The sequence below is a fragment of the Pseudomonas sp. D47 genome (genome assembly GCF_045447305.1).
GTDB lineage: Bacteria > Pseudomonadota > Gammaproteobacteria > Pseudomonadales > Pseudomonadaceae > Aquipseudomonas.
This window is the reverse complement of the sequence record NZ_JBJGXU010000018.1, coordinates 48,442-70,156: the sequence shown is the minus strand read 5'-3', so window position 1 is coordinate 70,156 and position 21,715 is coordinate 48,442. Positions and strand designations below refer to the sequence as shown.

The window sequence follows — 21,715 nt, the reverse complement described above, 5'->3', positions numbered from 1 at the left end:
CCATGCAGCACACCGACATCGACGGCGGCAGCTTGCAGCGCGATGCGCTGGAAGACTTGATCGACCAGCACAGCGGGCCGTTGCGCCTGATTGGCGTGGACCTGAGCGGGGCGGATCTGTCGCGCATGGTGCTGGACCACTGGGTGTTCGAGCGTTGCATTCTGGTGCAGACGTCCTTCCTGGGTTCGCGCCTTGAAGGCACCCAATGGACCAGTTGCCGCGCAGCCCACGCCATATTCGAGGCGGCGAACCTGTTGGAGGCGCAGTTCAACAGCTGTGACCTGAACAACACCCGCTGGCAGCGCAGCAAACTGTCCCAGGCCAGTTTTGCCCACTGCAAGCTGACCGGCGCCAACTTCACCCACTGCGCGTCCCTGGGCTTGAGCTTCAGCGAAACCCGCCTTAACAGCGCGTTTTTGTCCGGCCTGTCGTTTGCCCGAACGGTGCTGAATAACTTGGACTTTTCCGACAGCGACTTGTCGGATGCTGACTTTCGCAAGGCCGAATTGATCGACTGCAGCCTCGCCCATGCGCGTATCAACGGCGCCAATTTTGCCGGTGCCGACCTGCGCGGTGCGGATTTGAGCGGTTTTCGCCTCAATGATGCCAAACTGTTCAAAGGCGCCGTGATTTCCAAAGCCCAGGCGTCGATGTTGTTGTCCGAGTTGGGCTTGTCCGTTGCCTAAGGTTTTTGAGTGATGCTGGTTATTTCCAACAACGTGCACCTGCCCGATGCCGAGATCGAGCTGACCGCCATTCGCGCCCAAGGCGCCGGTGGGCAGAACGTCAACAAGGTCTCGAGCGCGGTGCACTTGCGGTTTGATATTCCGGCGTCGTCGTTGCCGGACTTTTACAAGGAACGGCTGCTGGCGCTGCGCGACAGCCGTATCACCAGTGAAGGCGTGTTGGTGCTCAAGGCCCAGCAATACCGGACCCAGGAACAGAATCGCGCGGATGCGCTGGAACGCTTGGTGGAGTTGATCCTCAGCGCCACTAAAGTCGAGAAGAAGCGCCGCCCGACCAAACCGACGTTGGGCTCAAAGAAGCGTCGCCTGGAGTCCAAGACCAAGCGCGGCAGTATCAAGGCCGGGCGCGGTAAGGTCGACTTCTAGGCGTCGCGCATCTCGCGGGCCTTGGGCGCTTTACGGTACAGGTACACGCTCAGCAGCAAGCCACCGGCGGCGGCGAGGGCGGCGAAGAGGAAGATCGAGGCAAAGCCGAAGCCTGCCGCCACTGCGCCCGCCAGTGGGCCGGTGATGCCCAGCGACAAGTCGATAAACAGCGAATAAGCCCCCACCGCCGAACCACGGCTGGAGGCTGGCACCAGGTTGACCGCCTCCACCCCCAGCGCCGGAAACACCAGGGAAAAGCCAAACCCGCTCAACGCCGCGCCAGCCAAGGCCAGGTGAGCATCCGGTGCCAGCCACAGCAACAACAGGCCGAGGATCTCCACCGACAGGCAGGCAATCGCTACGCGAAACCCACCGATACGGTTGATCAAGTTGCCGAACAGCAGGCGTGCGCCGATAAAACTGGCGCCGAACAGGCTCAGTGCCCACACCGCGTTGTCCCAGTGTTGGGTGGTGTAATACAGCGTGATAAACGTGGCGATGGTGCCAAAGCCGATCGAGCCCAAGGCCAAGGCGCAGCCGTGAGGCAGCACGCGGCCCAGCACGTTCATGAACGGCAGGCGCACACCGGCCACAATCGGTGCCGCGACCTTGTTCCAGGCCAAGAGCACGCCCAGCACTGCCAGCACAATGATGCTGACGCCCATACTCCATAAGCCGAAATGACTGACCAGCAGCACCCCAAGCGGCGCGCCGACGGCCAGCGCGCCGTAACTGGCGATACCGTTCCACGAGATGACCTTGGCCGTGTTGGCTGCGCCGACCCGGCCAATGCCCCAGCCGATGGCGCCTGAACCCACCAGGCTTTCTGCGCTGCCCAGCACCAGTCGCCCGATCAGCAGGCTAATCAGGCTGACGGTCGGCAGGCTGGAAAACCACGCCGCCAGCAACATGAACACGCCGCTCAGGCCGCAGCCCGCCAAGCCGATCAACACCGCGCGCTTGCTGCCCAGGTTGTCGATGATTTTTCCCGCGTACGGGCGGCTTAGCAGCGTGGCCAGGTATTGCACGCTGATCACCAAGCCGGCGATAACGGCGCCGTAGCCCAGTTCACTGTGCACATAGCCCGGCAACACGGCCAGGGGAATGCCGATATTCAGGTAACCGATAAAGGTGAACAGCACGATGGAAACGACTTGCAGCGTGACCGCCATCGGGCGCTGGGTATCTGGCATGGGAGAGGTCCACTGTCGCAGCAGGTAAAGATAGGCTGCTAATGATACCGGCGCGGGGGCCGGGCGGGGCGGCAAAACAGCAAAAACTTCAGATTACCCAATGATCAGGGTTTGGCGGGCGTCAGCATTTGCGTGGTCACCAGGGCGGCCAGGGCGTTTTCCTGGGTGCCAAAGCGCTTGAGCAGCAAGGCTTGTTTGTCGGCGCTGAGGCGGTTCCAGACGTCGACCATCTGCAGGGCGGCGTCGAGTACAGCGGCGTCCGGGGTATCGGGGGACGTGTTGAGGTCGTTATCGGTCATGGCGGGTATCTCGTGATTCAGGCTGTGTGGAAAGCGCTCAATGGTGCGCTTTCCACACGGTCTGGTACGGCGTCAGTCCTGGCGTTTGCTGTCGACTGGTTTTGCTTCTTTGGCCTCAGGCTGTTTGTTGCTGGCCTGATGCGGTGTTGGCTGCTCAGTTGGGTGCAGGCTTGGGAAGGGGAGATTAGGTATCTCGTGCATCGTCGTCGCTCCTCGCAAGGTCTGCTTTATCAATCGCAGTGTGATTGCGCGCTCTCAAAAAGCCTTGGCAGGATACAGCACTGAAAATGACAAAAAGAATTTTATGTCGATGGATGTACTAATTTTAATTTTTAAAGCAAGTGACAAGAGGTCACAGGTAAAAGCGCGCACTAGAACGGCACCTTGCCCAAAATCATGTCGCGGTACATCACAAAATCGCCCAACAGGCTGTAGAACGGGTGTTGAAACGTCGCCGGGCGGTTCTTTTCGAAGAAGAAGTGGCCGATCCAGGCAAAGCTGTAGCCGGCGATCGGCAACGCCAGCAGCAGGCCTAACGAACCTCTGCCAATCGCATACGCCAGAATGCCGATCACCAATGTGGTGCCGATAAAATGCAGGCGCCGGCAGGTGCTGTTGCCGTGTTCGCTCAGGTAGTAAGGGTAGAACTCGGCGAAGCTATTGAATTGTTTGATGTTTTGCACAATGTCCGGCCCTGGGGTGGTTGTGCCGCCCAACAGATGTTCGGCGGGGAGCTTATTTGAGTCTAGAGTGATTAGTGGTAACAGCCAGTGACAATAGATGCCACTTTAGTATCCTTGGCTTCCTGGCTGCCGGTTGAGCCTGCTTTTTTCAAGAAGACGCCATGAGCGAACGAACAACTTCTGCAAGCTGGGCGATGGGAATAGTCAAGGCGTTGGAAATGGACGGCCTGGATTGTCGTGTCTTGTTCAAGCAGCTGGGCCTGGACTACGCCGCCCTCAGTGACCCGGACGCGCGTTTTCCGCAAGACTCCATGACCCGACTGTGGCAACGGGCGGTGGAGCTGTCGGGCAACCCGGCGATTGGCCTGAACATGGGCAAGGTGGTGCGCCCGGCGTCGTTTCATGTGGCCGGTTATGCGCTGATGTCCAGCAACACCCTGGCCGAAGGCTTTATGCGCCTGGTGCGCTACCAGCGCATCATCGCCGAAAGTGCTGACCTGAGTTTCCGCCTGTTACCCGAAGGCTATGCGCTGATTCTGACGGTACACGGCGATCATCTCCCACCCACCCGACAAAGCGCCGAAGCCTCGCTGGCCAGTGCCTTGGCATTGTGCGGCTGGTTGACCGGCCGCAGCCTGCAACCGCGCAAAGTGGTGTTGCAAGGCGATCAACCGGCCGACCTGGCGCCTTACAAACAAGCCTTCCATGCGCCCCTGGAATTCAATGCGCCTTATGACGCGCTGATTTTCGAGCAGGCCGACATGGATGCGCCGCTGCCCACGGCCAATGAGGCCATGGCGCTGCTGCATGATCGGTTTGCCGGTGAATACCTGGCGCGGTTTTCCGAGAGCCGCGTGACCCACAAGGCCCGCCAGGTGCTGTGCCGTCTGCTGCCCCAGGGCGAGCCCAAGCGCGAAGTGGTCGCCCAGACCTTGCACCTGTCCCAGCGCACCTTGCAACGGCGCTTGCAGGAGGAGGGCACCAGTTTCCAGACCTTGCTCGACGACACCCGTCGCGAACTCGCCGAGCAATACCTGGCGCAGCCGAGCATGACCCTGCTGGAAATTGCCTACCTGTTGGGCTTTGCCGACCCGAGCAATTTCTTCCGCGCGTTCCGCCGTTGGTTCGATGCCACGCCCGGCGAATACCGGGCGCGGTTGCTGGAAGCGTCGACGTTCAGTGCCGCCAAAATGCCGGAATGCACAGAACAAAGACTGTAATGATCTCCAGCCTTCCGAGCAGCATGCCCAGCGACAAGATCCACTTGGCCGCATCCGGCAGGCTGGCGAAGTTGCCGGCCGGGCCGATGGTTTCGCCCAGGCCCGGGCCAACGCCCGACACAGTGCTGGCGGCGCCGGTCAACGCGGTCATCCAGTCCAGCCCCAGCAGCGACAGAGCCAGGGCAATGGCGCAGATGGTGATGGCGAAGAAAAACGAGAACGTCAGGATCGAACGCACGATCTCTTCATCGAGGCGGTGGCCGTTGTACTTCTGCTTGATCACCGCACGCGGGTGAATCAGCTGGTTCAAGTTGGCCTTGAGCAGGATATAGGCGACCTGGAAGCGGAAGATCTTGATCCCGCCCGCCGTGGAGCCCGAGCAACCGCCGATGAACCCCAGGTAGAAGAACAGCATCAGTGAGAAGTTGCCCCAGATGCTGTAGTCCCCGAGTGCAAAACCGGTAGTCGTCACCACTGACGTCACGTTCACCGCTACATGGCGCAGCGCCTCCAGCCAATGCAAATCGGTGGTCCACCAGTACCAGGTACCGAGCACCAGCCAGGTCACCAGCAGCAAACCGAGCATGCCTTGCACTTGCTGATCTTTGATCAGTGCCCTTCGGTTGCCGCGCAACGTGGCCACGTACAGGGTGAACGGCAAGCTGCCGAGGATCATCACCACCACGGCGACCCAGTGCACGGCAGGCTGTTTCCAGTGGGCGAGGGATTCATCGGAGGTGGAAAAGCCCCCGGTGGAAATCGCCGACATCGCGTGGTTGATCGCATCAAACAAGCCCATCCCAGCCCACCAGAACGCCAGGCTGCCGAATATGGTGATGCCCACATACGCCGCCACAATCAGCCGCGCCACCATGTGCGAGCGCGGCATGACTTTTTCTGAGCGGTCGGAGGATTCGGTCTGGAACAGGCGCATGCCACCAATGCGCAGCAGCGGCAGGATCGCCACCGCCATGCCGATAAAGCCGATGCCACCCAGCCAGTGCAGCATCGAGCGCCACATCAGGATGCCGGGGGACATGCTGTCCAGCCCGCTCAATACCGTGGACCCGGTAGCGGTGATGCCGGACATGCTTTCGAAGAATGAGTCGGTGTAGCTGATGTGCTGGGTCAGCAAGAACGGTAGCGCGGCGAACACGCACACCACCACCCAACTGCTGACCGTGAGCAGGTACATGTCTCGGGGGCGCAGGTGCACGTGCTCGGGGCGGCCGGGGATGACCAGGGCCAGGCCGGCGAGAAAGGTGATCAGGCTGGCCCACAGGAACGAGGGCAGGTCGCTGGTGCGCTCGAAGATCACCAGGGTGGCCATCGGGATAACCATGGCGATCGCGAGGGTGATCAGGAAGATGCCGATGATGAAACCGATGATGCGTAGGGTCGGCAACGCCATGAAGTTCGCTCGGGTGCTGGAGGACAGGCGCCATTCTACCTGGGGTGCAGGGCATGTAAACCTGAAGCCTGAGATCAATGAAGATCAACAGTGGGAGCTGGCTTGCCTGCGATGGCGGTGTGCCATTCGATAACTCAGCTGCCTGACACACCGCTATTGCAGGCAAACCAGTTTCCACAGAGGTCACGGGGTATTCGAGAGGGCGCATAAAAAAGGCGGCCCGAAGGCCGCCTCATTCAACTCACGCCTGATCAGAACTCGTGATCAGCGCTGTCCGGGTTCAAGTCGCTGATACCCAGCTTGCCGGCAGCTGTTTCGATCGAACCGGTCTGCTTGACCAGCGCGGCAATCGCATCACGCACGATCTGGTTGCCGGCATCGTTACCCGCAGCAATCAGCTGGTCGTAGTGCTCACCCTGGTTGGCGTGGTCAACCATGACCTGGATCTTCGCTTCGGTCGACGCCAGGTCGGCCTTCAGTGCGGTGTCGGCAGCCGGGTCGGCCTTGGCCACCAGCGACGACAAGCTCGCGCCGGTCATCTTGGTACCGTCGACGCGGGTGTACTCGCCCAGGTAAACGTTACGAATACCCTTGGCATCGTAGAAGTGCGAGTTGTGCGTGTTGTCGCTGAAGCAATCCTGCTCGTCTTCCGGCGAGTTGGCTTCCAGCGAAACCTTCATGCGCTCACCGGCCAGCTCGCCGAGGGAGAGGCTGCCCATGCCGAACAACATTTTGCGCAGGCCGTCGGTGGCAGGTTCGGCTTCCAGGGTGGCGCGGTAGTTGTCTTCGACGTTGGGTTTCCAGTTGCCGACCATTTCTTCCAGGTCGCTGACCAGCAACTGAGTCACCGCGCGCAGGTAAGTGCGACGGCGCTCGTTGTGGCCGCCAGTGGCGCCATCACCGGTCATGTAGTCGGAGGCGGGACGGTTGCCCGCGCCAGGGCCGGTGCCGTTGAGGTCTTGGCCCCACAGCAGGAACTCGATGGCGTGGTAGCCGGTGGCGACGTTGGCTTCGGAGCCGCCCAGCTCATTGAGGCTGGCGAGTTTGTCCGGGGTGATTTCCTTGACGTCGATCTTGTCTTCGCCGACTTGGATCTGGGTGTTGGCGATGATGTTGGCGGTGGCGCCTGGGTTACCCAGGGCGTGCTCGTAGGATTTGTCGGTGTAGTCGATCAGGCCTTCGTCCAAGGGCCAGGCGTTCACCTGGCCTTCCCAGTCGTCGATGATGGTGTTGCCGAAGCGGAACACTTCGCTCTGCAGGTACGGTACGCGCGAGGCGATCCAGGCGGTACGGGCTGCTTTCAGGGTTTGGTCGTTCGGGTTGGCGAGGAACGTGTCGATTGCGGTTTGCAGGGTTTTCGCAGTGGATTCGGCATCGCTGTACACCGCGAACACCATGTCAGCGTAATGCGCGACCACGGCCTTGGCGGCCGCTTCGTCGACCTTGCCGGCAGGTGCGGCAGCCGCTGGAGCGGTAGTGCTGGCAGCCGGCGTCGGCGCTTGAGGCGCGGCGGCCTTGTCTTTACCTTCGCCGCAACCGGCGAGAGAAATGGCAATGGCCAGCAGACTGGCGGTGGCCAGGGGCATACGAATCATGGCGAACATCCTGCTTCGGTTGTTGATAGGACGCGCGGGGGCGCGCAAAAGCTGCGACATAATGCGAAAGATTTGCATTTTGTGTAAAGGGTTATACGCGGGAAATATTTAGTATTGCTTTGACCGTTCAGAGAATCGCTGCGTTATTGCGCTCGGACTGTTTCAAGTAAGCGGCCAACTCTCGGGCCGGCAATGGTTTGCTGTAGTGGTAACCCTGACCTTCGTGGCAGCCCTCGGAAATGATGTAGGCCTCTTGCTCGGCGGTTTCCACGCCTTCAGCGATCACCTGCATGCCGAGGCTTTTGCCCAGTTGAATGATGGCGCGCACGATGGTTGCATCGTCGTCGTCATCCAGCAGGTCCTGAACGAAGCTCTTGTCGATCTTGATCTTGTCCAGGGGCAAGCTTTTGAGGTAACTCAAGGACGAATAGCCGGTGCCGAAGTCATCAATCGCGATCAGCGCCCCGGAACGTCGCAGGCTCAGCAAGTGCTGGGCGGCGGTGCTGATGTCTTCCATCAGGCCGGTCTCGGTCACTTCCAACTCAAGGCTGCGTGGCGGCAGGCGGTAGATCTGCATCAGGTTGTTGACCACCCGTGGCAGCTCGGTGTGGTGCAACTGCACGGTGGACAGGTTGACCGCCATGCGCAGGGTGGTGAAGCCCAGGTCATGCCACTCGCGCAATTGCCGGCAGGCTTGGTCCAGCACCCATTCGCCAATCGGAATAATGGTGCCGTTCTGTTCCGCCAGTGGGATGAACAAGTCGGGGGGCACCAGGCCGTGCTCCGGGTGCTGCCAGCGGATCAGCGCTTCGACGCCGACCACGCGGTGGTCGCGGTAGCTGATTTGCGGCTGGTACACCAAGTGAAACTGGTCACGGCTGAGGGCATCGCGCAGGTCTTTTTCCAGCTCGCGGCGCCGGCGCATTTCACTGTCGACGCTGGCGATATAGAACTGATAGCGGTTGCGCGAGCGGCTCTTGGCCAGGGTCATGGTCTGCTCGGCTTTTTGCAGCAGCTTCTCGGTGCTGTCGCCGTCTTCGGGGAACAGGGTGATGCCGATAGTGGCGCGCAGGCGAATCTGCTCATGATCGAGGGCGAATTCGGCTTCCAGGTCGTCCAGGATGCTTTGCGCCAGTTCGGCGGCTTCGTAAGGTTGGTCGATATCGGCCTGCACCAGCGCAAACTGGTCGCCGCCCAGCCGGGCCAAGGCGCCGAGGCGGCCGCTGTGGGCACGCAGACGGTCGGCCAGGGCCAGCAGCAATTTGTCGCCGGCCTGGTAGGTGAACTGTTCGTTGACGCTTTTGAAGTCATCCAGCCCTACGCACAACACCGCAACGCGACGTTGGCGGCGGCCGGCGTCGATCAGAATTTTGTCCAGTTGCTCCTGCAACTTCTGGCGGTTGGGCAGGCCGGTGAGAAAGTCGTACTGGGCCATGCGCAGCAGGCTGGACTCGGCCTCGTGGCGCAAGTGGGTGTTGCGCTCGATGGATTCAAGCAACTGGTTGGCGGTGTTGATCCACAGCCCCAGTTCGTTACGTTCGTGGCCTTTGAGCTGGGGAATCTTGTGTTCGCTGGGCCGGTCCGGGTTGATCGAGGTCAGGTGCTCGATAATCCGCGATAACGGCTTGGTCAGCAGCCAGTGATAAACCAGGTACAACACCAAGCCCATGGCCAGGGCACGCAATACACCGGAAATAAAGATGATCACCGAGCTGACCAGAAAGCCTTTGCCATAGGTGGCCGTGTCGAGGGTGATGCTCAGGTCGCCGTAATACTCGCTGTAGGGGCCTTTGCCGACCAATGACGTGGTGAAGGTGCGTTCCTGGCCAAGAATCAGGTCGGTCAGCCAGCGGGTGGGCGATTGCTGCAACGCGCGGGTTTTTTCCGCGAGCATGGTTTCGTTGGGGTGGCCGATGGAGGCCATGCGCACGGCTTCGTCCTGAAACAGGCCTTCGATCACCTGCATACCCATCTCGCGGTCCAGGCTGTAGACGGCCTGGGTCGAGGGGTCGCGAAACATGTCGAGGATGCGCTGGGCATCACCGGCCACGGCCTGGCGCGTCTTGTAGGCATCGAACACGATCTGCGCCGCGCTCAGCGCCACGCCCACGATCAATGCCGACAGCAGCACAACCCGTAGCAACTTCACCGACAAGCTGTTTTTGAGTTCCAGCTTCAAAGGGGCATTCCTTGTTCCATGCGGGTGGCCTCAATATGCCATGAGTATTGGCAATCTCGTGATGGCAGTCAAAGGAACATTAGGGCATCGGCGGGTTTGGTGACTAACTTGAAGGGAGGGTGACAGCGAAGGGGGAAGGCGGGGGGCAGGCGGATGGGGAATCCGCCTGCCTGAGACAGCTCCCTAAGAGCACAGGGCGCTTGGGGAGCGAATGCGCTCATGTCTCTATCAGCTGTGCTGATTGATATTGATATTCATCGATTGCGGGGCGTCGTACTGCATTTTGCCGTTGTGTTTGTGCGTATCCTCGTTCGCGATCTTGTGTTGATTCGCGCCGTCTTTATTCTCTCCGCCTTGTTGCTTGGCCAATGCTTTAACTACTTCGCCAGCGACTTTGGCGATTTCTGTGCCCATTTTTGCCACTTCGCCCATGCCGCCCATTGCCTGGCCAGCCATAGGCATGACTGCTGCTATTACGCCACCGATCATAGTAATTTCTCCGACAAGTAATAGAGGTGAATTCCTCACCCTCACTACGTGGCACGATTTGCGCACTGAGTTCCAACGACCGGAGCACAATTCACCACAAAAAAAGCCCGGCAAAAATAGCCGGGCTTTTTCCTACTGCAAGCGCTGCTCAGTCATTGAAGGGGTTGCAGGCCTGAGCCCGCGCCGACGGACATCAGTTCTGCAGGCGTTAGCGCAGCCGAGGAAAGCGCCAGGGCTTGTTCCATAAACTCTTCCAACTACCATTCGGCAACCAAGTCCCGTTACCGATGAGCGAATTAAAACCGTCAGTATTCTTCGAGTCGTCCAAAACGCCGGTATTCGTCAAGACTCCCGTAACAGCGAAAGCGATGGTGTTGAGGTCATCAAACGGTTCGAATTTTGCGATCGCTGGGATCACAGCGTTGGAGTTGAAAGGATACGGCTCTATCGCTGCAGCCCAACGCAGAGGGTTCATATTTTCTCGCGTCTCGCCGATGATGGATAGCACCGTTTTTTGGCTCTGTGAAATGACTGCCGCGCGCTGAAAGATGTTCTTGCCGACAGCACGTGCTGAGTTCCCCAGATAGCGGGCAAACATCACTGCCCGTTTGGCAAGCTTCATGCCTAGCTTGGCTGCTGAGCTGAATACGCCAAAGACCAGGGAAGCCCAGGCCAACCCTTCAGACCAGTCTGAACTGATGTCGGCAATCAGGACCGACACGACGGCCGTGGCTGCTGAAATAGCGGCAAAGACGACCATACCCGCCGATAAAAGCAGCGTCGCGCCTCCCGTCATAACAGCCGATAGCACCCCTATAGCGGTAAAAATTATAGTGCTAATCAATTGTGAGTCTTTGCCCAGGCTGAGGGGGCCAGGAAGACTGTCGCCCCAAATACCCCTCAATCGATTGCTTACTGAGAAGTGGCCGGTGGGGTCTTGAAAATTGATGGGGTCGTTATCGGTACAGTAACCGTAAGCGTGTGGGCCACCTATGCCAAAGGGGCTGCTCGTGTCCGGGGCATTGAACTGTCGCGTCTCTGGGTTGAGAAAGCGGTAACCACAGCCCAACGGGTATTGGCCGATGGTGCTGTCGTAGAGCTCGCCATTGTCACCCAGTAACGATTGGGTATCTTCAAAGAAGTGTTCGCCGTAGGGGCTATAAGCATGAAATTTTGTGGTGTTGGCCTGCGCGTCGTAGGTAACCCACACCGTGCCGTTGACGTCGCGCCATTCGTATAGGGTTCTGTCTACTCCGGAAATCCGGGTTCGTTGAGCGGTGCAGCCGGTACTGCCGGGTTCCATATGCCGGTAGGCATCGTTATCCCCAAGCGAGTACTCGCCATTGACCTGGAGTTCGTTATAGATGACTTGACGTTGCTGCGAGCCCTCGCCTTGGGTCATGAGGCGATCGCTGGGGTCGTAGCTATACCGGGTGCTCCCTGCCTTTATCAGCCGGCCTAACCAGTCATAGGTGTATTTTTTACCGTTTTGGTCTTGAGTGACCCGGCCGGCAATGTCGTACGTCAAGGTCGCAGACTTTGTGTAGTCCGCATGGCTGTTCGCGATCTTTTCCAGGCGAACGCCCGTGGAGCTGTCGTAGGTGTAGGTCGCTGTGTTGCTTGCGCCGGCGAAAGTGCTGACACAGCGGGTGACATTGCCCAGGCCATCATAGGTGAACTCTTGCTTGTCTATGAGTTTGCCCTTCGGGTTTTTAGGCCTCCAAACCCCTGTAGTCGTGCATGCCTTAAGCCGCCCGCCCGCACTGTAGGTGAAACTGCGCGAGCCTTTGACGGCGCTGCCTTGTTTCAACTGGACCTGTTTGAACTTACCGTCGCCATAGTAAACGGTGGTTATTTCCAAGGCAGAGGCGGCATTTGCAGCGGGTACGAAACGGCGGCTGGTTTCACGCTGCTCAGCGTCATAACTGTAAGTGACCTTGATGCTTGTCGATGCGCTGCCCAGAGTCTTTACAACCTCTTCTTTCAATAGCCCTTGGTCGGTGTAAGTGCACGAAGTGTCGTGTGTGTTGACGCTACGTGTACGCTGGCCCTTCGGATTGTACTCAAACTGCGTTGAGTGCTCGAAGACGTCGGTATCACTGAGCACACGCCCCGCGGGTGAATAGAGGCAGGAGACTTCTTTGGCTTCACCGGGCTGAGTTTGCACGCGTTGCTGGGTGGTGCGTAAGTTGAGGTCATGGTCGTATTGTAAAAAATGTTCTCCCTCGCTGGCTGTGGAGAGGCTTTGTGTGGCGTGGGCATAGGTGAAGTTTTTTTGCTGGTTGGCACCTTTGCCACTGACTTTGCCGAGTTTATTGCCCAGTTCCTTGATGTACTCGTATTGGAGGTCGATACCGTCTGCGGTTGTTTTTGACGTCGGCAATGGGTCCCCGCCATTGTAGAGGTAGGTCTCTACGCTGTTGCCTCGGCTCAGGCTGGTGACACGGTCCCACCCATCGAATGTTCGGCTACCCAATAAACGCGTCGAGGCGCCCAGGGGGCCAAAACTGATCCTTATGGTTGCCGGTTCATCAGTGCGCAACAACGGGGGATAGGTGTAGTGGTAGCTGTAGACGAGATCCAGCGGGAGCAAGCCTTTATCGTTTTCGACATGGGACTCGGTCAGCACGCGTCCGAAGACGTCATAGGTATAGCGGATGGTGGTGACACCGAACTCGCCAACGGTTTCCAACTGTGCGAGTCGCTTCTCAAATGTGTAGGTGGCGGTTTGAGTTTGAAATGCGACGCCGTTCTGGCCGTGCCACACAACTTTCTGGATCGTCTCGTCCGCGTTGTAGGTTGTCACCTTGCGGTGTTTGTCGTTGGCATTACCGGTCCATTCGCTCCGTGTCATTGCAATGGGGTCGTACAGGTTGAAATCTTGCCGACCGTCGCTGTAGCGTCGCCCGCTGACTTCACCCCAATCGTCGTAATCTATTTCGCTCCAGTCGCTGACTTGGGTGCCGTCTTCCGTGTAATCGTACTGCGTGCTGCGCAATTCGCGCCCCATGAGGTCGTAGCTGACTTCCCTGAGCAGGCGCTGGGTGTTTGCTTCGACGTATTCGTACTCCCTTACCAGCCGGTCTTGACCATCGTATTGGCTCAAGCGAACCTGCCCGTTAGGCTCGGTGACCTTCACTTGGCCAGGGGCCGGATAGGCATAGCGAGTGGTTTGCTTATAGGTTGGGCTCTGCGCGCACACTGTGAGCGTCGCTAACCTTCCAAACGCGTCATAGGTGTACTCCGTCCGATTACCGTCTGTGTCCACCTGACGAATGAGGCGCCCGCTGAGAACGCTCTGAGTGGATGAAGACGTACGCGAGGTTCCAGTAGGTTCAGTGTCGACGGTCTTTGTGGTCAGCTCTGTGTTGTTTGCCCCCCCGAGGGTGTACGTAAAGGCACGTTTGGGTACACGAAATATGTCATCTTCGTAGGCGACTTCCATTAGTTTTCCTTTACGAAAGTCATTGTCCGTGTAATAGCTGAAGTTCTGGAAAGTGATGCTGGGGTTAATGATATTTAAGGGGTCGAAGGTTTCTATCAGGACGGCGAGCTTTGGCTCGCTCATGCCGGGTATATCGGTATAAAGATACGTTTTAGTGTTTATGGCAATGTTTAAATACTCGCCGAGCAGTATGGTTTCCTTGTACGGTCGGTCCGAGAGAAATTTTTCGCCGTCATCGTATTCGTAGGTGGTGGATGTGTTAAGTTTTTTGTTTTCAATCAGGGCAGCATCTTTGTTGAAACGATTATGAATATCTATTTTTCGAGGTTTAGAAGGTGATTGGCCGTATGTAGTGGAACGTTCATTTTTTATGGCGTTCGGTTCTGCAGAAATTGTGTAGTCTGTGTTGGTATAGGTCGTAATGTCGTCCGTGGTGCTACTGGTCAATTCCGATAAGATTTCGTTAGTCTTGTGATCGTACGTATAGATCGTCTTTTGTCCAGCGCCGGTTTTAGTTGTTATGTAGGCTTTAAGGTTGGTATATCGACTGTACTCATAATGATGAAAGACCGGTTCCCCGCCGCCGTTGGGCTGCAAGTGATGGCCGAGAACACAGGGCAGTGCCGATAATGTGGGGTTGTCCGGGAAGGTCAGCCCATTGTCGTCGTACTCAACCTCTTCAACGAGGCCGTCCCAGTGGGTGAACGTGTTCAGCAGCCAGCCAGCGGTCTTATGATCCAGATACGTGAACGAGGTTTTAATATCGTCGGCAAGCGTCACGGATTTAAGGGCGTAGTCCTCAATCGTCAGCTCATAGCGCAATGTTTCAGTGGCATCGTCGGGCCAGAAGGTCAGGGTGACGGGCGTAAGTGCTGACTGGGCGTTATCTTCGGCGAGCGTATAGTCAATTTCGATCAGCGTACGAAGGCTGTCTTTAACACGCTGTAACTTGGTTTGATAATAGGTTTTACCGTCTATTACGTGGGCTGTGGCAAGCCAGGTCGAGTACAGAAAGTAATATCCATCGAGGGTCAGCGACTCGGGTAGATAAAACAGCGAATCTCCCAGCTTGGACAAGACTTCTGTTCTGCCGCCTTTGCGGTAGACGGTCAATTTACCATCGGCGCCCCATTCGGCAATGACCGCCACTTGTTTCAAGTTTTTGCCCTTTTTCAAGGGCAGTGTTTCGCCGGTATTGAGCGTTAACTTTTCATATTCTTCACTGTAAATAGTCGTGCTGAATTCCCAGCCGTCGCCCAATGCGGCCTGGTTATTGGTCAGGGGGCTATAATACAGGTCCATTTCTAACGGGGGGCCGTTACCCTGGTTACCGCTCGGGGTGGGCATTTTTACGTACGCTTCAAACAGTCCGGTGCGGGTGTTCACCATATTGAATTTTTGGGTGGTTGCGTTAAAAATCGGCTCGCTCTCGTAGTCGGCCGGGTCTTTGCCCATTGGGTTATGTGCCATGTTCAATCTCCTTATAAGTTTGCTTGTCCTGAGCCTTCAGAACAGGGTGGAGATCTGAGCCTATATAAAATCTGACGGGGTAAAACCTGTGATTTCTGACAGTTTTTTATAGCGATTGGCTATAGACCGGGCTGTTTAATAGCAGCGATGGGCGAGGGTGTGCGGCGGGCATAAAAAAACCGGTGCCCTTGGCGGGGCTCCGGTTTTTAAGCAGATCACGGATTATTGATTAATCACACAAGTGATCAGCGGTACAGCAAGGTGTGCTTAAGCAGTAAAGGTCTTGCCTTCGAACTGCTCAGCCACGAACTTCCAGTTGACCAGGTTCCAGAACGCTTCCACATACTTTGGACGCACGTTGCGGTAGTCGATGTAGTAAGCGTGTTCCCAGACGTCGCAGGTCAGCAGCGGGGTGTCGCCGCTGGTCAGCGGGTTGCCGGCGCCGATGGTGCTGGCCAGGGCCAGGGAACCGTCAGCCTTTTTCACCAGCCAGCCCCAACCGGAACCGAAGGTGCCGACGGACGTCTTGGTGAATTCTTCTTTGAACTTGTCGAACGAACCGAACGCAGCGTTGATGGCATCGCCAAGTGCGCCGGTTGGTTGGCCGCCGGCGTTTGGCGCCAGGCAGTTCCAGTAGAACGTGTGGTTCCAGACCTGAGCGGCGTTGTTGAAGATGCCGCCCGAAGAGGACTTGACGATTTCTTCCAGGGTCTTGCCTTCGAACTCGGTGCCTGGCACCAGGTTGTTCAGGTTCACGACATAGGTGTTGTGGTGCTTGTCGTGGTGGTATTCCAAGGTTTCCTTGGAGATGTGCGGCTGCAGGGCATCGTGTGCGTAGGGCAGCGGCGGCAATTCGAAAGCCATGATGATTCTCCTAATCAGGTCAGTTGCGGTGAGCGCAAGGCCGATCACGGGCGGCCAAACAAGCGCCGGGGAGTTTGTACTCTTTGCGGCGCAGGGTCCGGATCATAGCACCGGGGGTGCGGCAAAACCACGCAACAACTGTGTGGGATAGAGGTTCCAGAGCGTTTTGGAATATTCATCAAGCACTGATCAATTGATACGCCACGCTGAACATCATGACCGCCACCAAAAGGTCCAGCAGCCGCCAGGTAGCAGGGCGTGCCAACCACGGCGCCAACCACGCGGCGCCTAATGCCAGGGTGGCGAACCACAGGAACGACGCGCTGGCCGCACCGGCCACGTAGGCGCCGGGTTCAGTTTGCTGAGCGCCTAAAGAGCCAATCAGCAAGACGGTGTCCAAATACACATGCGGATTGAGCAACGTCACCGCCAGGGCGCTGAGTAACACCGCGCGCAGGGAACGCACCTTGAGGTTTTCGCCTTGACCTAGGCTTTGCTTGGAAAACGCGCGACGCAGCGCCAAGGTGCCGTACCACAACAGGAACGCCGCGCCGCCCCAACGGGCAACCGCCAGCAGCAGCGGGTTTTGTGCCAGCACTGTGGCCAAGCCGAATACCCCGGCAGCCACCAGAATCGCATCACATACGATGCACAGCGCCGCCACCGGTAGGTGATGCTCACGGCGCAGGCTTTGCGCCAACATAAACGCATTCTGGGTGCCGATCGCCATGATCAGGCCGAGGGCTACCAGCAGCCCGTTCACGTAGCTTTGCCACATAACCTTTACTCCGCGTTTGCTGCCAAGTGGCGCAATACATCCATGGCTCGCTCAGCATCGCTGCGGCCGACAAACAGGTGGTCGTGATAAAAGCCGGCGATCACGTTGCAACTGATGCCGGCCTTGCCCAAGGCGCTGGCGAAGGCAGCGGTCAGGCCTACCGCCTCCAAGGCCGAATGCACGTTCAAGGTGATCCACGCGGCGACATAGTCGAAGGCCAATCCGGCCTGTTCAGCGTGTTGGCGGTCCAGGATCAACGTCAGGCCTTCCTGCTCGCGGAAGCTGCCGATCACCTCGCAGCCGGGGGGGATACGGTTGTCGGGCAGGGTGCAGAACACATAATCGCCCTCATTGAGCTGTGGGCTCATGCTGCGCAGCAGGGTTGCCAGGGCGGTTTCGCCAGCCATGTGTGGGTTCCTTAATAGAGAGAGACTCAATGCTGGTCATTCTCATGGGCTAGGCTGTATAAGAAAAACCAATATTGCTGATCGCCCATTAGAGAAACTGATGTTCGACTATAAATTGCTTTCCGCCCTGGCGGCGGTGGTGGAACAGGCCGGCTTTGAGCGCGGCGCCCAGGTGCTGGGGTTGTCGCAGTCGGCGATCTCCCAGCGCATCAAGTTGCTTGAGGCGCGTGTCGGCCAGCCGGTGCTGGTGCGGGCCACACCGCCCACACCTACCGAAATCGGCCGGCGCCTGCTCAACCATGTGCAACAGGTGCGCTTGCTCGAGCGCGACCTGCAAAGCCAGGTGCCGGCGCTGGACGAGGAGGGCATGCCCGAGCGCCTGCGCATCGCACTGAATGCCGACAGCCTCGCCACTTGGTGGGCTGAGGCCGTCAGCGACTTTTGCGCCGAGCAGCATTTGCTGCTGGACCTGGTGGTGGAAGACCAGACTGTGGGCCTTAAACGCATGCGCGCCGGTGAAGTGGCGGCCTGCATTTGCGCCAGCGAGCGCCCCGTGGGCGGCGCGCGCAGCCTGTTGCTCGGTGCCATGCGCTATCGCGCGCTGGCCAGCCCGGCTTTTATTGCGCGGCATTTCCCTGAGGGCGTGCGTGCCGATCAATTGGCGCGAACGCCGGCGCTGGTGTTCGGCCCGGATGATTTCCTGCAGCACCGTTACCTGGCGTCCTTGGGCGTGGACGGCGGTTTCGAACACCATTTATGCCCATCCTCCGAAGGCTTTATCCGCTTGACGGAAGCCGGCCTGGGCTGGGGGCTGGTGCCGGAATTACAGGTGCGCGACCAGCTGCAAACCGGCGTATTAGTCGAGTTATTGCCAGATAAGCCCATCGATGTGCCGTTGTACTGGCATCATTGGCGCAGTGGCGGGCAGTTGTTGGGCCTGTTGACCGACCATCTGGCCCAGGCCTGTGGCCAATGGTTGGTGCCCTATCAGCAGTAACAAGCGTCAAGCTGCAAGCTGCAAGAGAAAAGCTTGCGGATCGTTTTTAACTTGTGGCTTGAAGCTTGACGCTGGCAGCTGCATCCGTAGGAGGCTACATGAAGATTCTGGTCACCGGCGCAAGCGGCTTCATCGGCGGGCGCTTTGCGCGTTTCGCCCTGGAGCAAGGCCTGGACGTGCGGGTCAACGGGCGGCGCGCCGAAGGTGTGGAGCACCTGGTACGGCGCGGCGCCGAGTTTATCCAGGGTGATTTGAACGACGCCGATCTGGTGCGCCACCTGTGCCGCGATGTTGAAGCCGTGGTGCATTGCGCCGGCGCCGTCGGGCTGTGGGGCAAGTATCAGGACTTCCATCAAGGCAATGTGCTGGTCACCGAAAACGTGGTTGAAGCCTGCCTCAAGCAGCGCGTCGGGCGACTGGTGCACTTGTCATCGCCGTCGATCTACTTCGACGGGCGCGACCACCTCGGCCTGACGGAAGAACAAGTGCCCAAGCGCTTCAAGCATCCCTACGCCGCCACCAAGTACCTGGCGGAACAGAAAGTGTTCGGCGCCCAGGAGTTCGGCCTGGAAGTGCTGGCCCTGCGCCCGCGCTTTGTTACCGGTGCCGGTGACATGAGCATCTTCCCGCGCCTGTTGAACATGCAGCGCAAGAACCGCCTGGCTATCGTCGGCGACGGCCTGAACAAGGTCGACTTCACCAGCGTGCACAACCTCAATGAAGCGCTGCTGAGCAGTTTGCTGGCCACCGGTTCGGCGCTGGGCAAGGCCTACAACATCAGCAACGGCACGCCGGTGCCGGTGTGGGATGTGGTCAACTACGTGATGCGCCAGATGGACATGCCCCAAGTCACGCGTTATCGCTCTTACGGTTTGTCCTACAGCGTGGCGGCGTTGAACGAGGCATTTTGTGCGATGTGGCCGGGGCGCCCGGAGCCGTCACTGTCGCGGTTGGGCATGCAGGTGATGAACAAAGATTTCACGCTCGATATCAGCCGGGCGAGGCATTATCTCGACTACGAGCCCAAGGTCAGCTTATGGACTGCACTCGACGAGTTCTGCAGTTGGTGGCGAGCCCAGGCTCCGGGGCGCCAGTAAGCTCACACCCGGCAACACTTCGGGAACCGAATTCGCGGTTCCGGGTCGATCAGTGCGGCGCAAGCGCGGTTTATACTCGCGCTGCTCGGCTTTTCAGGTAGCTATCTCACCGATTCAGGGTTGATTCATGCGTAACGATGCTAAAGACGATTTCGACAACGTTCCCAGCCTGCGGGCCGACATCGGGGACGATGATGATTTCGAGCCGAGCCCCGCCACGTCGGTGCGCTCGCGCAATCCGAAGGTGGTCAAGGTCAAGAGCGCCAGCACCGGCCCGCTGTGGGCTTTGGTCGGCGCGCTGTTGATCGCCTTTGCGGGTCTTGCCTGGTGGAGCTTCCAGCAGATTTCCCTGATGGGCCAGCAATTGGTCGCTACCCAGGAAAGCTTTGCGCGCATCAGCGAAGAAGCGGCGGGGCGCCTGCAGGATATTTCCGGCAAGGTGGTGGCCAGCCAAGCCAGCGTGAACAACGGCAGTGAAGCGCTCAAGTTGCAGATCAAGCAGTTGGAAGCGCAGTTGCAGGAACAAGGCAAGCAGCAGGTCGGCGTCGCCGGCCAGGCCTCCGAACTGGACCAGCGCCTGGCACAAATGACCGCCAGCACCGCCGACCTGTCGAGCGCGAATGCCAAGTTGCAGGGCCAGGTGCAGGCGCTGACCGACGCAGTGGCAACCCTCAAAGCGGCGCAAGGTGAAGTTAAGGATCTGTCTGCCGACGTGGCCACCCTGAAGAAACAGGGCAACCCGAGCGCGGCCATTGCCCGCCTGGAACAGGACCTCGTGGTGCTCAAAAGCGCGCAGGACAACCCGACGGTTAACAGCGATGCGCCGACCAATAAAGAGTTTGATGTGTTCCGCATCCAGACCACGCGCAATATCACCACCCTGCAAAGCCAAGTGCAAAACCTGCAGCAACAGCTCAACGCGCCAGCGAAGATCAGGCCTCTGGGGCAGTGATAGCAGGTGTAAACCGGCTTTCAACTGTGGGCGCTGGCTTGCCTGCGATAGCGATCTGTCAGCTCATGCTTTTGTAACTGACCCACCGCTATCGCAGGCAAGCCAGCTGCCACAATTAGAGTGGGTTCAGAGTTAGACAGGACCATCTTTTGAATTGTCACCGGCTGGTGACATTTCCGTTCCCCTTCGTTACTTGCCCTGATCTCACCCTTGTTTAGACTCCGGTCATCCCATAAAAAATAATAAGGGCTACCTATGACCACGCAACCACTGCCTGCCAGCAGTTGGCTGAACGCACCTGCCCATCACACTTGGCTCGCCCACGAAGGCCTGCGCCTGCTGGCATTCGCCAAGGCCTCGCGCCTGCCAGATGGCTTCGGCAACCTCGACGACAACGGCCAACTGCCGGCCGATACCCACGCCGAAACCATGAACACCGCCCGCATGACCCACAGCTTCGCCATGGCCCACGCCATGGGGTTGCCCGGTTATGCCGACCTGGTGGCGCACGGCGTTGCGGCGCTCAGCGGGCCATTACGCGATAGCGAGCACGGCGGTTGGTTTGCCGCGCCCCATGCCGTGGATGGCAACCGTGGCAAGGCCGCTTACCTGCATGCGTTCGTCGCCCTGGCCGCCAGTTCGGCGGTGGTGGCGGGCGCGCCCGGTGCACAAAACCTCTTGAACGACGCCGTGCACATCATCGACCAGTTCTTCTGGAGCGAGGAGGAAGGCGTCATGCTCGAATCCTTTGCCCAGGGCTGGAGCGGTGTTGAGGCTTATCGCGGCGCCAACAGCAACATGCACGCCACCGAAGCATTCCTGGCCCTGGCCGATGTGACCGGTGACACGCGCTGGCTCGACCGCGCATTGCGCATCGTCGAACGTGTTATCCACACCCACGCCGCCGGCAACCAGTTCATGGTCATTGAGCACTTCGACGCCCACTGGAAGCCACTGCTCGGCTACAACGAAGACAACCCTGCCGACGGTTTCCGCCCTTATGGCATCACCCCCGGCCACGGTTTTGAATGGGCGCGGCTGGTGCTGCACCTGGAAGCCGCGCGCCTGCAAGCCGGGTTGGCCACGCCGGACTGGCTGGTAACCGATGCTCAAGGCCTGTTCGCCAGCGCCTGCGAATACGCCTGGGCCGTAGATGGTGCGCCCGGCATCGTCTACACTCTGGACTGGAACCACCGCCCGGTGGTGCGCGAGCGCCTGCACTGGACCCATGCCGAAGCCAGCGCCGCCGCCCAAGCGTTGCTCAAGCGCACCGGTGAGCTGCATTACGAAACCTGGTATCGGCGGTTCTGGGAGTTCTGCGAAAGCCACTTTATCGACCGCATCCGTGGCAGCTGGCACCACGAACTCAGCCCACACAACCAACCCAGCAGCAAGATCTGGGGCGGTAAACCGGACCTTTATCACGCCTGGCAAGCGGTGGTGCTGCCTGCGCTACCCTTGTCACCCAGCATGACCAGTGCGTTAGGGCAGGGCTGCTATGTCACCAAGTGGTGACATTTGTAC

18 protein-coding genes are annotated in these 21,715 nt (G+C 58.8%); 7 read left to right on the top strand and 11 right to left on the bottom strand.

All coding sequences use genetic code 11. The annotated features are described in order from the left end of the window. Nucleotides 1-2 precede the first annotated feature (2 nt). Nucleotides 3-686 carry a pentapeptide repeat-containing protein gene (locus ACI77I_RS14540; RefSeq protein WP_094950829.1) on the top strand — a complete coding sequence of 228 codons (684 nt, stop codon included), beginning with the start codon at nt 3-5 and terminating at the stop codon, nt 684-686. Nucleotides 687-698: 12 nt separating this feature from the next. Continuing rightward, a complete protein-coding gene (gene arfB / locus ACI77I_RS14535; RefSeq protein WP_034109044.1) occupies nt 699-1,112 on the top strand; it encodes an alternative ribosome rescue aminoacyl-tRNA hydrolase ArfB in 414 nt (137 codons plus the stop codon). On the opposite strand, the gene ACI77I_RS14530 is transcribed toward arfB, so the two are convergent. From ACI77I_RS14530 to ACI77I_RS14520, 3 genes are all read right to left on the bottom strand, one after another. Then, nucleotides 1,109-2,305 (bottom strand): MFS transporter, encoded by a 1,197-nt coding sequence (locus ACI77I_RS14530; RefSeq protein ID WP_406997819.1) that lies wholly within the window; start codon nt 2,303-2,305, stop codon nt 1,109-1,111. The genes arfB and ACI77I_RS14530 overlap by 4 nt on opposite strands. A 104-nt stretch (nt 2,306-2,409) precedes the next feature. Beyond that, a complete protein-coding gene (locus tag ACI77I_RS14525; RefSeq protein WP_094950831.1) occupies nt 2,410-2,604 on the bottom strand; it encodes a hypothetical protein in 195 nt (64 codons plus the stop codon). A 371-nt stretch (nt 2,605-2,975) separates the two neighbouring features. Continuing rightward, nucleotides 2,976-3,287 (bottom strand): DUF962 domain-containing protein, encoded by a 312-nt coding sequence (locus tag ACI77I_RS14520; RefSeq protein WP_094950855.1) that lies wholly within the window; start codon nt 3,285-3,287, stop codon nt 2,976-2,978. Nucleotides 3,288-3,448: 161 nt separating this feature from the next. On the opposite strand from ACI77I_RS14520, the gene ACI77I_RS14515 reads away from it, so the two are divergent. Next, entirely contained in the window at nt 3,449-4,507 is a 1,059-nt protein-coding gene (locus tag ACI77I_RS14515) for an AraC family transcriptional regulator (protein WP_094950832.1), read from the top strand. Here the strand turns inward: ACI77I_RS14515 and ACI77I_RS14510 are convergent. The 8 genes from ACI77I_RS14510 to ACI77I_RS14475 form a co-directional block, all read right to left on the bottom strand. Beyond that, a complete protein-coding gene (locus tag ACI77I_RS14510; protein WP_094950833.1) occupies nt 4,464-5,918 on the bottom strand; it encodes a TrkH family potassium uptake protein in 1,455 nt (484 codons plus the stop codon). The genes ACI77I_RS14515 and ACI77I_RS14510 overlap by 44 nt on opposite strands. 251 nt (nt 5,919-6,169) lie before the next feature. Next, nucleotides 6,170-7,513, bottom strand: a complete 1,344-nt coding sequence (locus ACI77I_RS14505; protein ID WP_263273892.1) for an imelysin family protein — start codon at nt 7,511-7,513, stop codon at nt 6,170-6,172. A 127-nt stretch (nt 7,514-7,640) separates the two neighbouring features. Further along, nucleotides 7,641-9,692 (bottom strand): bifunctional diguanylate cyclase/phosphodiesterase, encoded by a 2,052-nt coding sequence (locus tag ACI77I_RS14500; protein WP_094950835.1) that lies wholly within the window; start codon nt 9,690-9,692, stop codon nt 7,641-7,643. Between the two features lie 228 nt (nt 9,693-9,920). Then, entirely contained in the window at nt 9,921-10,181 is a 261-nt protein-coding gene (locus ACI77I_RS14495; protein ID WP_141240541.1) for a hypothetical protein, read from the bottom strand. A 208-nt stretch (nt 10,182-10,389) separates the two neighbouring features. Further along, nucleotides 10,390-15,096: an RHS repeat domain-containing protein gene (locus tag ACI77I_RS14490; RefSeq protein WP_406997818.1), complete on the bottom strand. Its 4,707-nt coding sequence runs from the start codon at nt 15,094-15,096 to the stop codon at nt 10,390-10,392. Between the two features lie 267 nt (nt 15,097-15,363). After that, nucleotides 15,364-15,960, bottom strand: coding sequence for a superoxide dismutase (locus tag ACI77I_RS14485; RefSeq protein ID WP_094950838.1), 597 nt, complete (start codon nt 15,958-15,960; stop codon nt 15,364-15,366). Between the two features lie 178 nt (nt 15,961-16,138). Then, nucleotides 16,139-16,738: a LysE/ArgO family amino acid transporter gene (locus ACI77I_RS14480; RefSeq protein WP_406997817.1), complete on the bottom strand. Its 600-nt coding sequence runs from the start codon at nt 16,736-16,738 to the stop codon at nt 16,139-16,141. A 5-nt stretch (nt 16,739-16,743) separates the two neighbouring features. Next, nucleotides 16,744-17,145: an ACT domain-containing protein gene (locus tag ACI77I_RS14475; RefSeq protein WP_094950840.1), complete on the bottom strand. Its 402-nt coding sequence runs from the start codon at nt 17,143-17,145 to the stop codon at nt 16,744-16,746. 100 nt (nt 17,146-17,245) lie between these two features. Between ACI77I_RS14475 and ACI77I_RS14470 the strand changes: the two genes are divergently transcribed. From ACI77I_RS14470 to ACI77I_RS14455, 4 genes are all read left to right on the top strand, one after another. Beyond that, nucleotides 17,246-18,142, top strand: coding sequence for a LysR family transcriptional regulator ArgP (locus tag ACI77I_RS14470; protein ID WP_406997816.1), 897 nt, complete (start codon nt 17,246-17,248; stop codon nt 18,140-18,142). A gap of 98 nt (nt 18,143-18,240) precedes the next feature. Further along, nucleotides 18,241-19,239 (top strand): NAD(P)-dependent oxidoreductase, encoded by a 999-nt coding sequence (locus tag ACI77I_RS14465; RefSeq protein WP_094950842.1) that lies wholly within the window; start codon nt 18,241-18,243, stop codon nt 19,237-19,239. A gap of 127 nt (nt 19,240-19,366) precedes the next feature. Continuing rightward, nucleotides 19,367-20,191 (top strand): ATPase, encoded by an 825-nt coding sequence (locus tag ACI77I_RS14460; protein WP_094950843.1) that lies wholly within the window; start codon nt 19,367-19,369, stop codon nt 20,189-20,191. A gap of 255 nt (nt 20,192-20,446) precedes the next feature. Further along, nucleotides 20,447-21,706: an AGE family epimerase/isomerase gene (locus ACI77I_RS14455; RefSeq protein ID WP_406997815.1), complete on the top strand. Its 1,260-nt coding sequence runs from the start codon at nt 20,447-20,449 to the stop codon at nt 21,704-21,706. Nucleotides 21,707-21,715 lie beyond the last annotated feature (9 nt).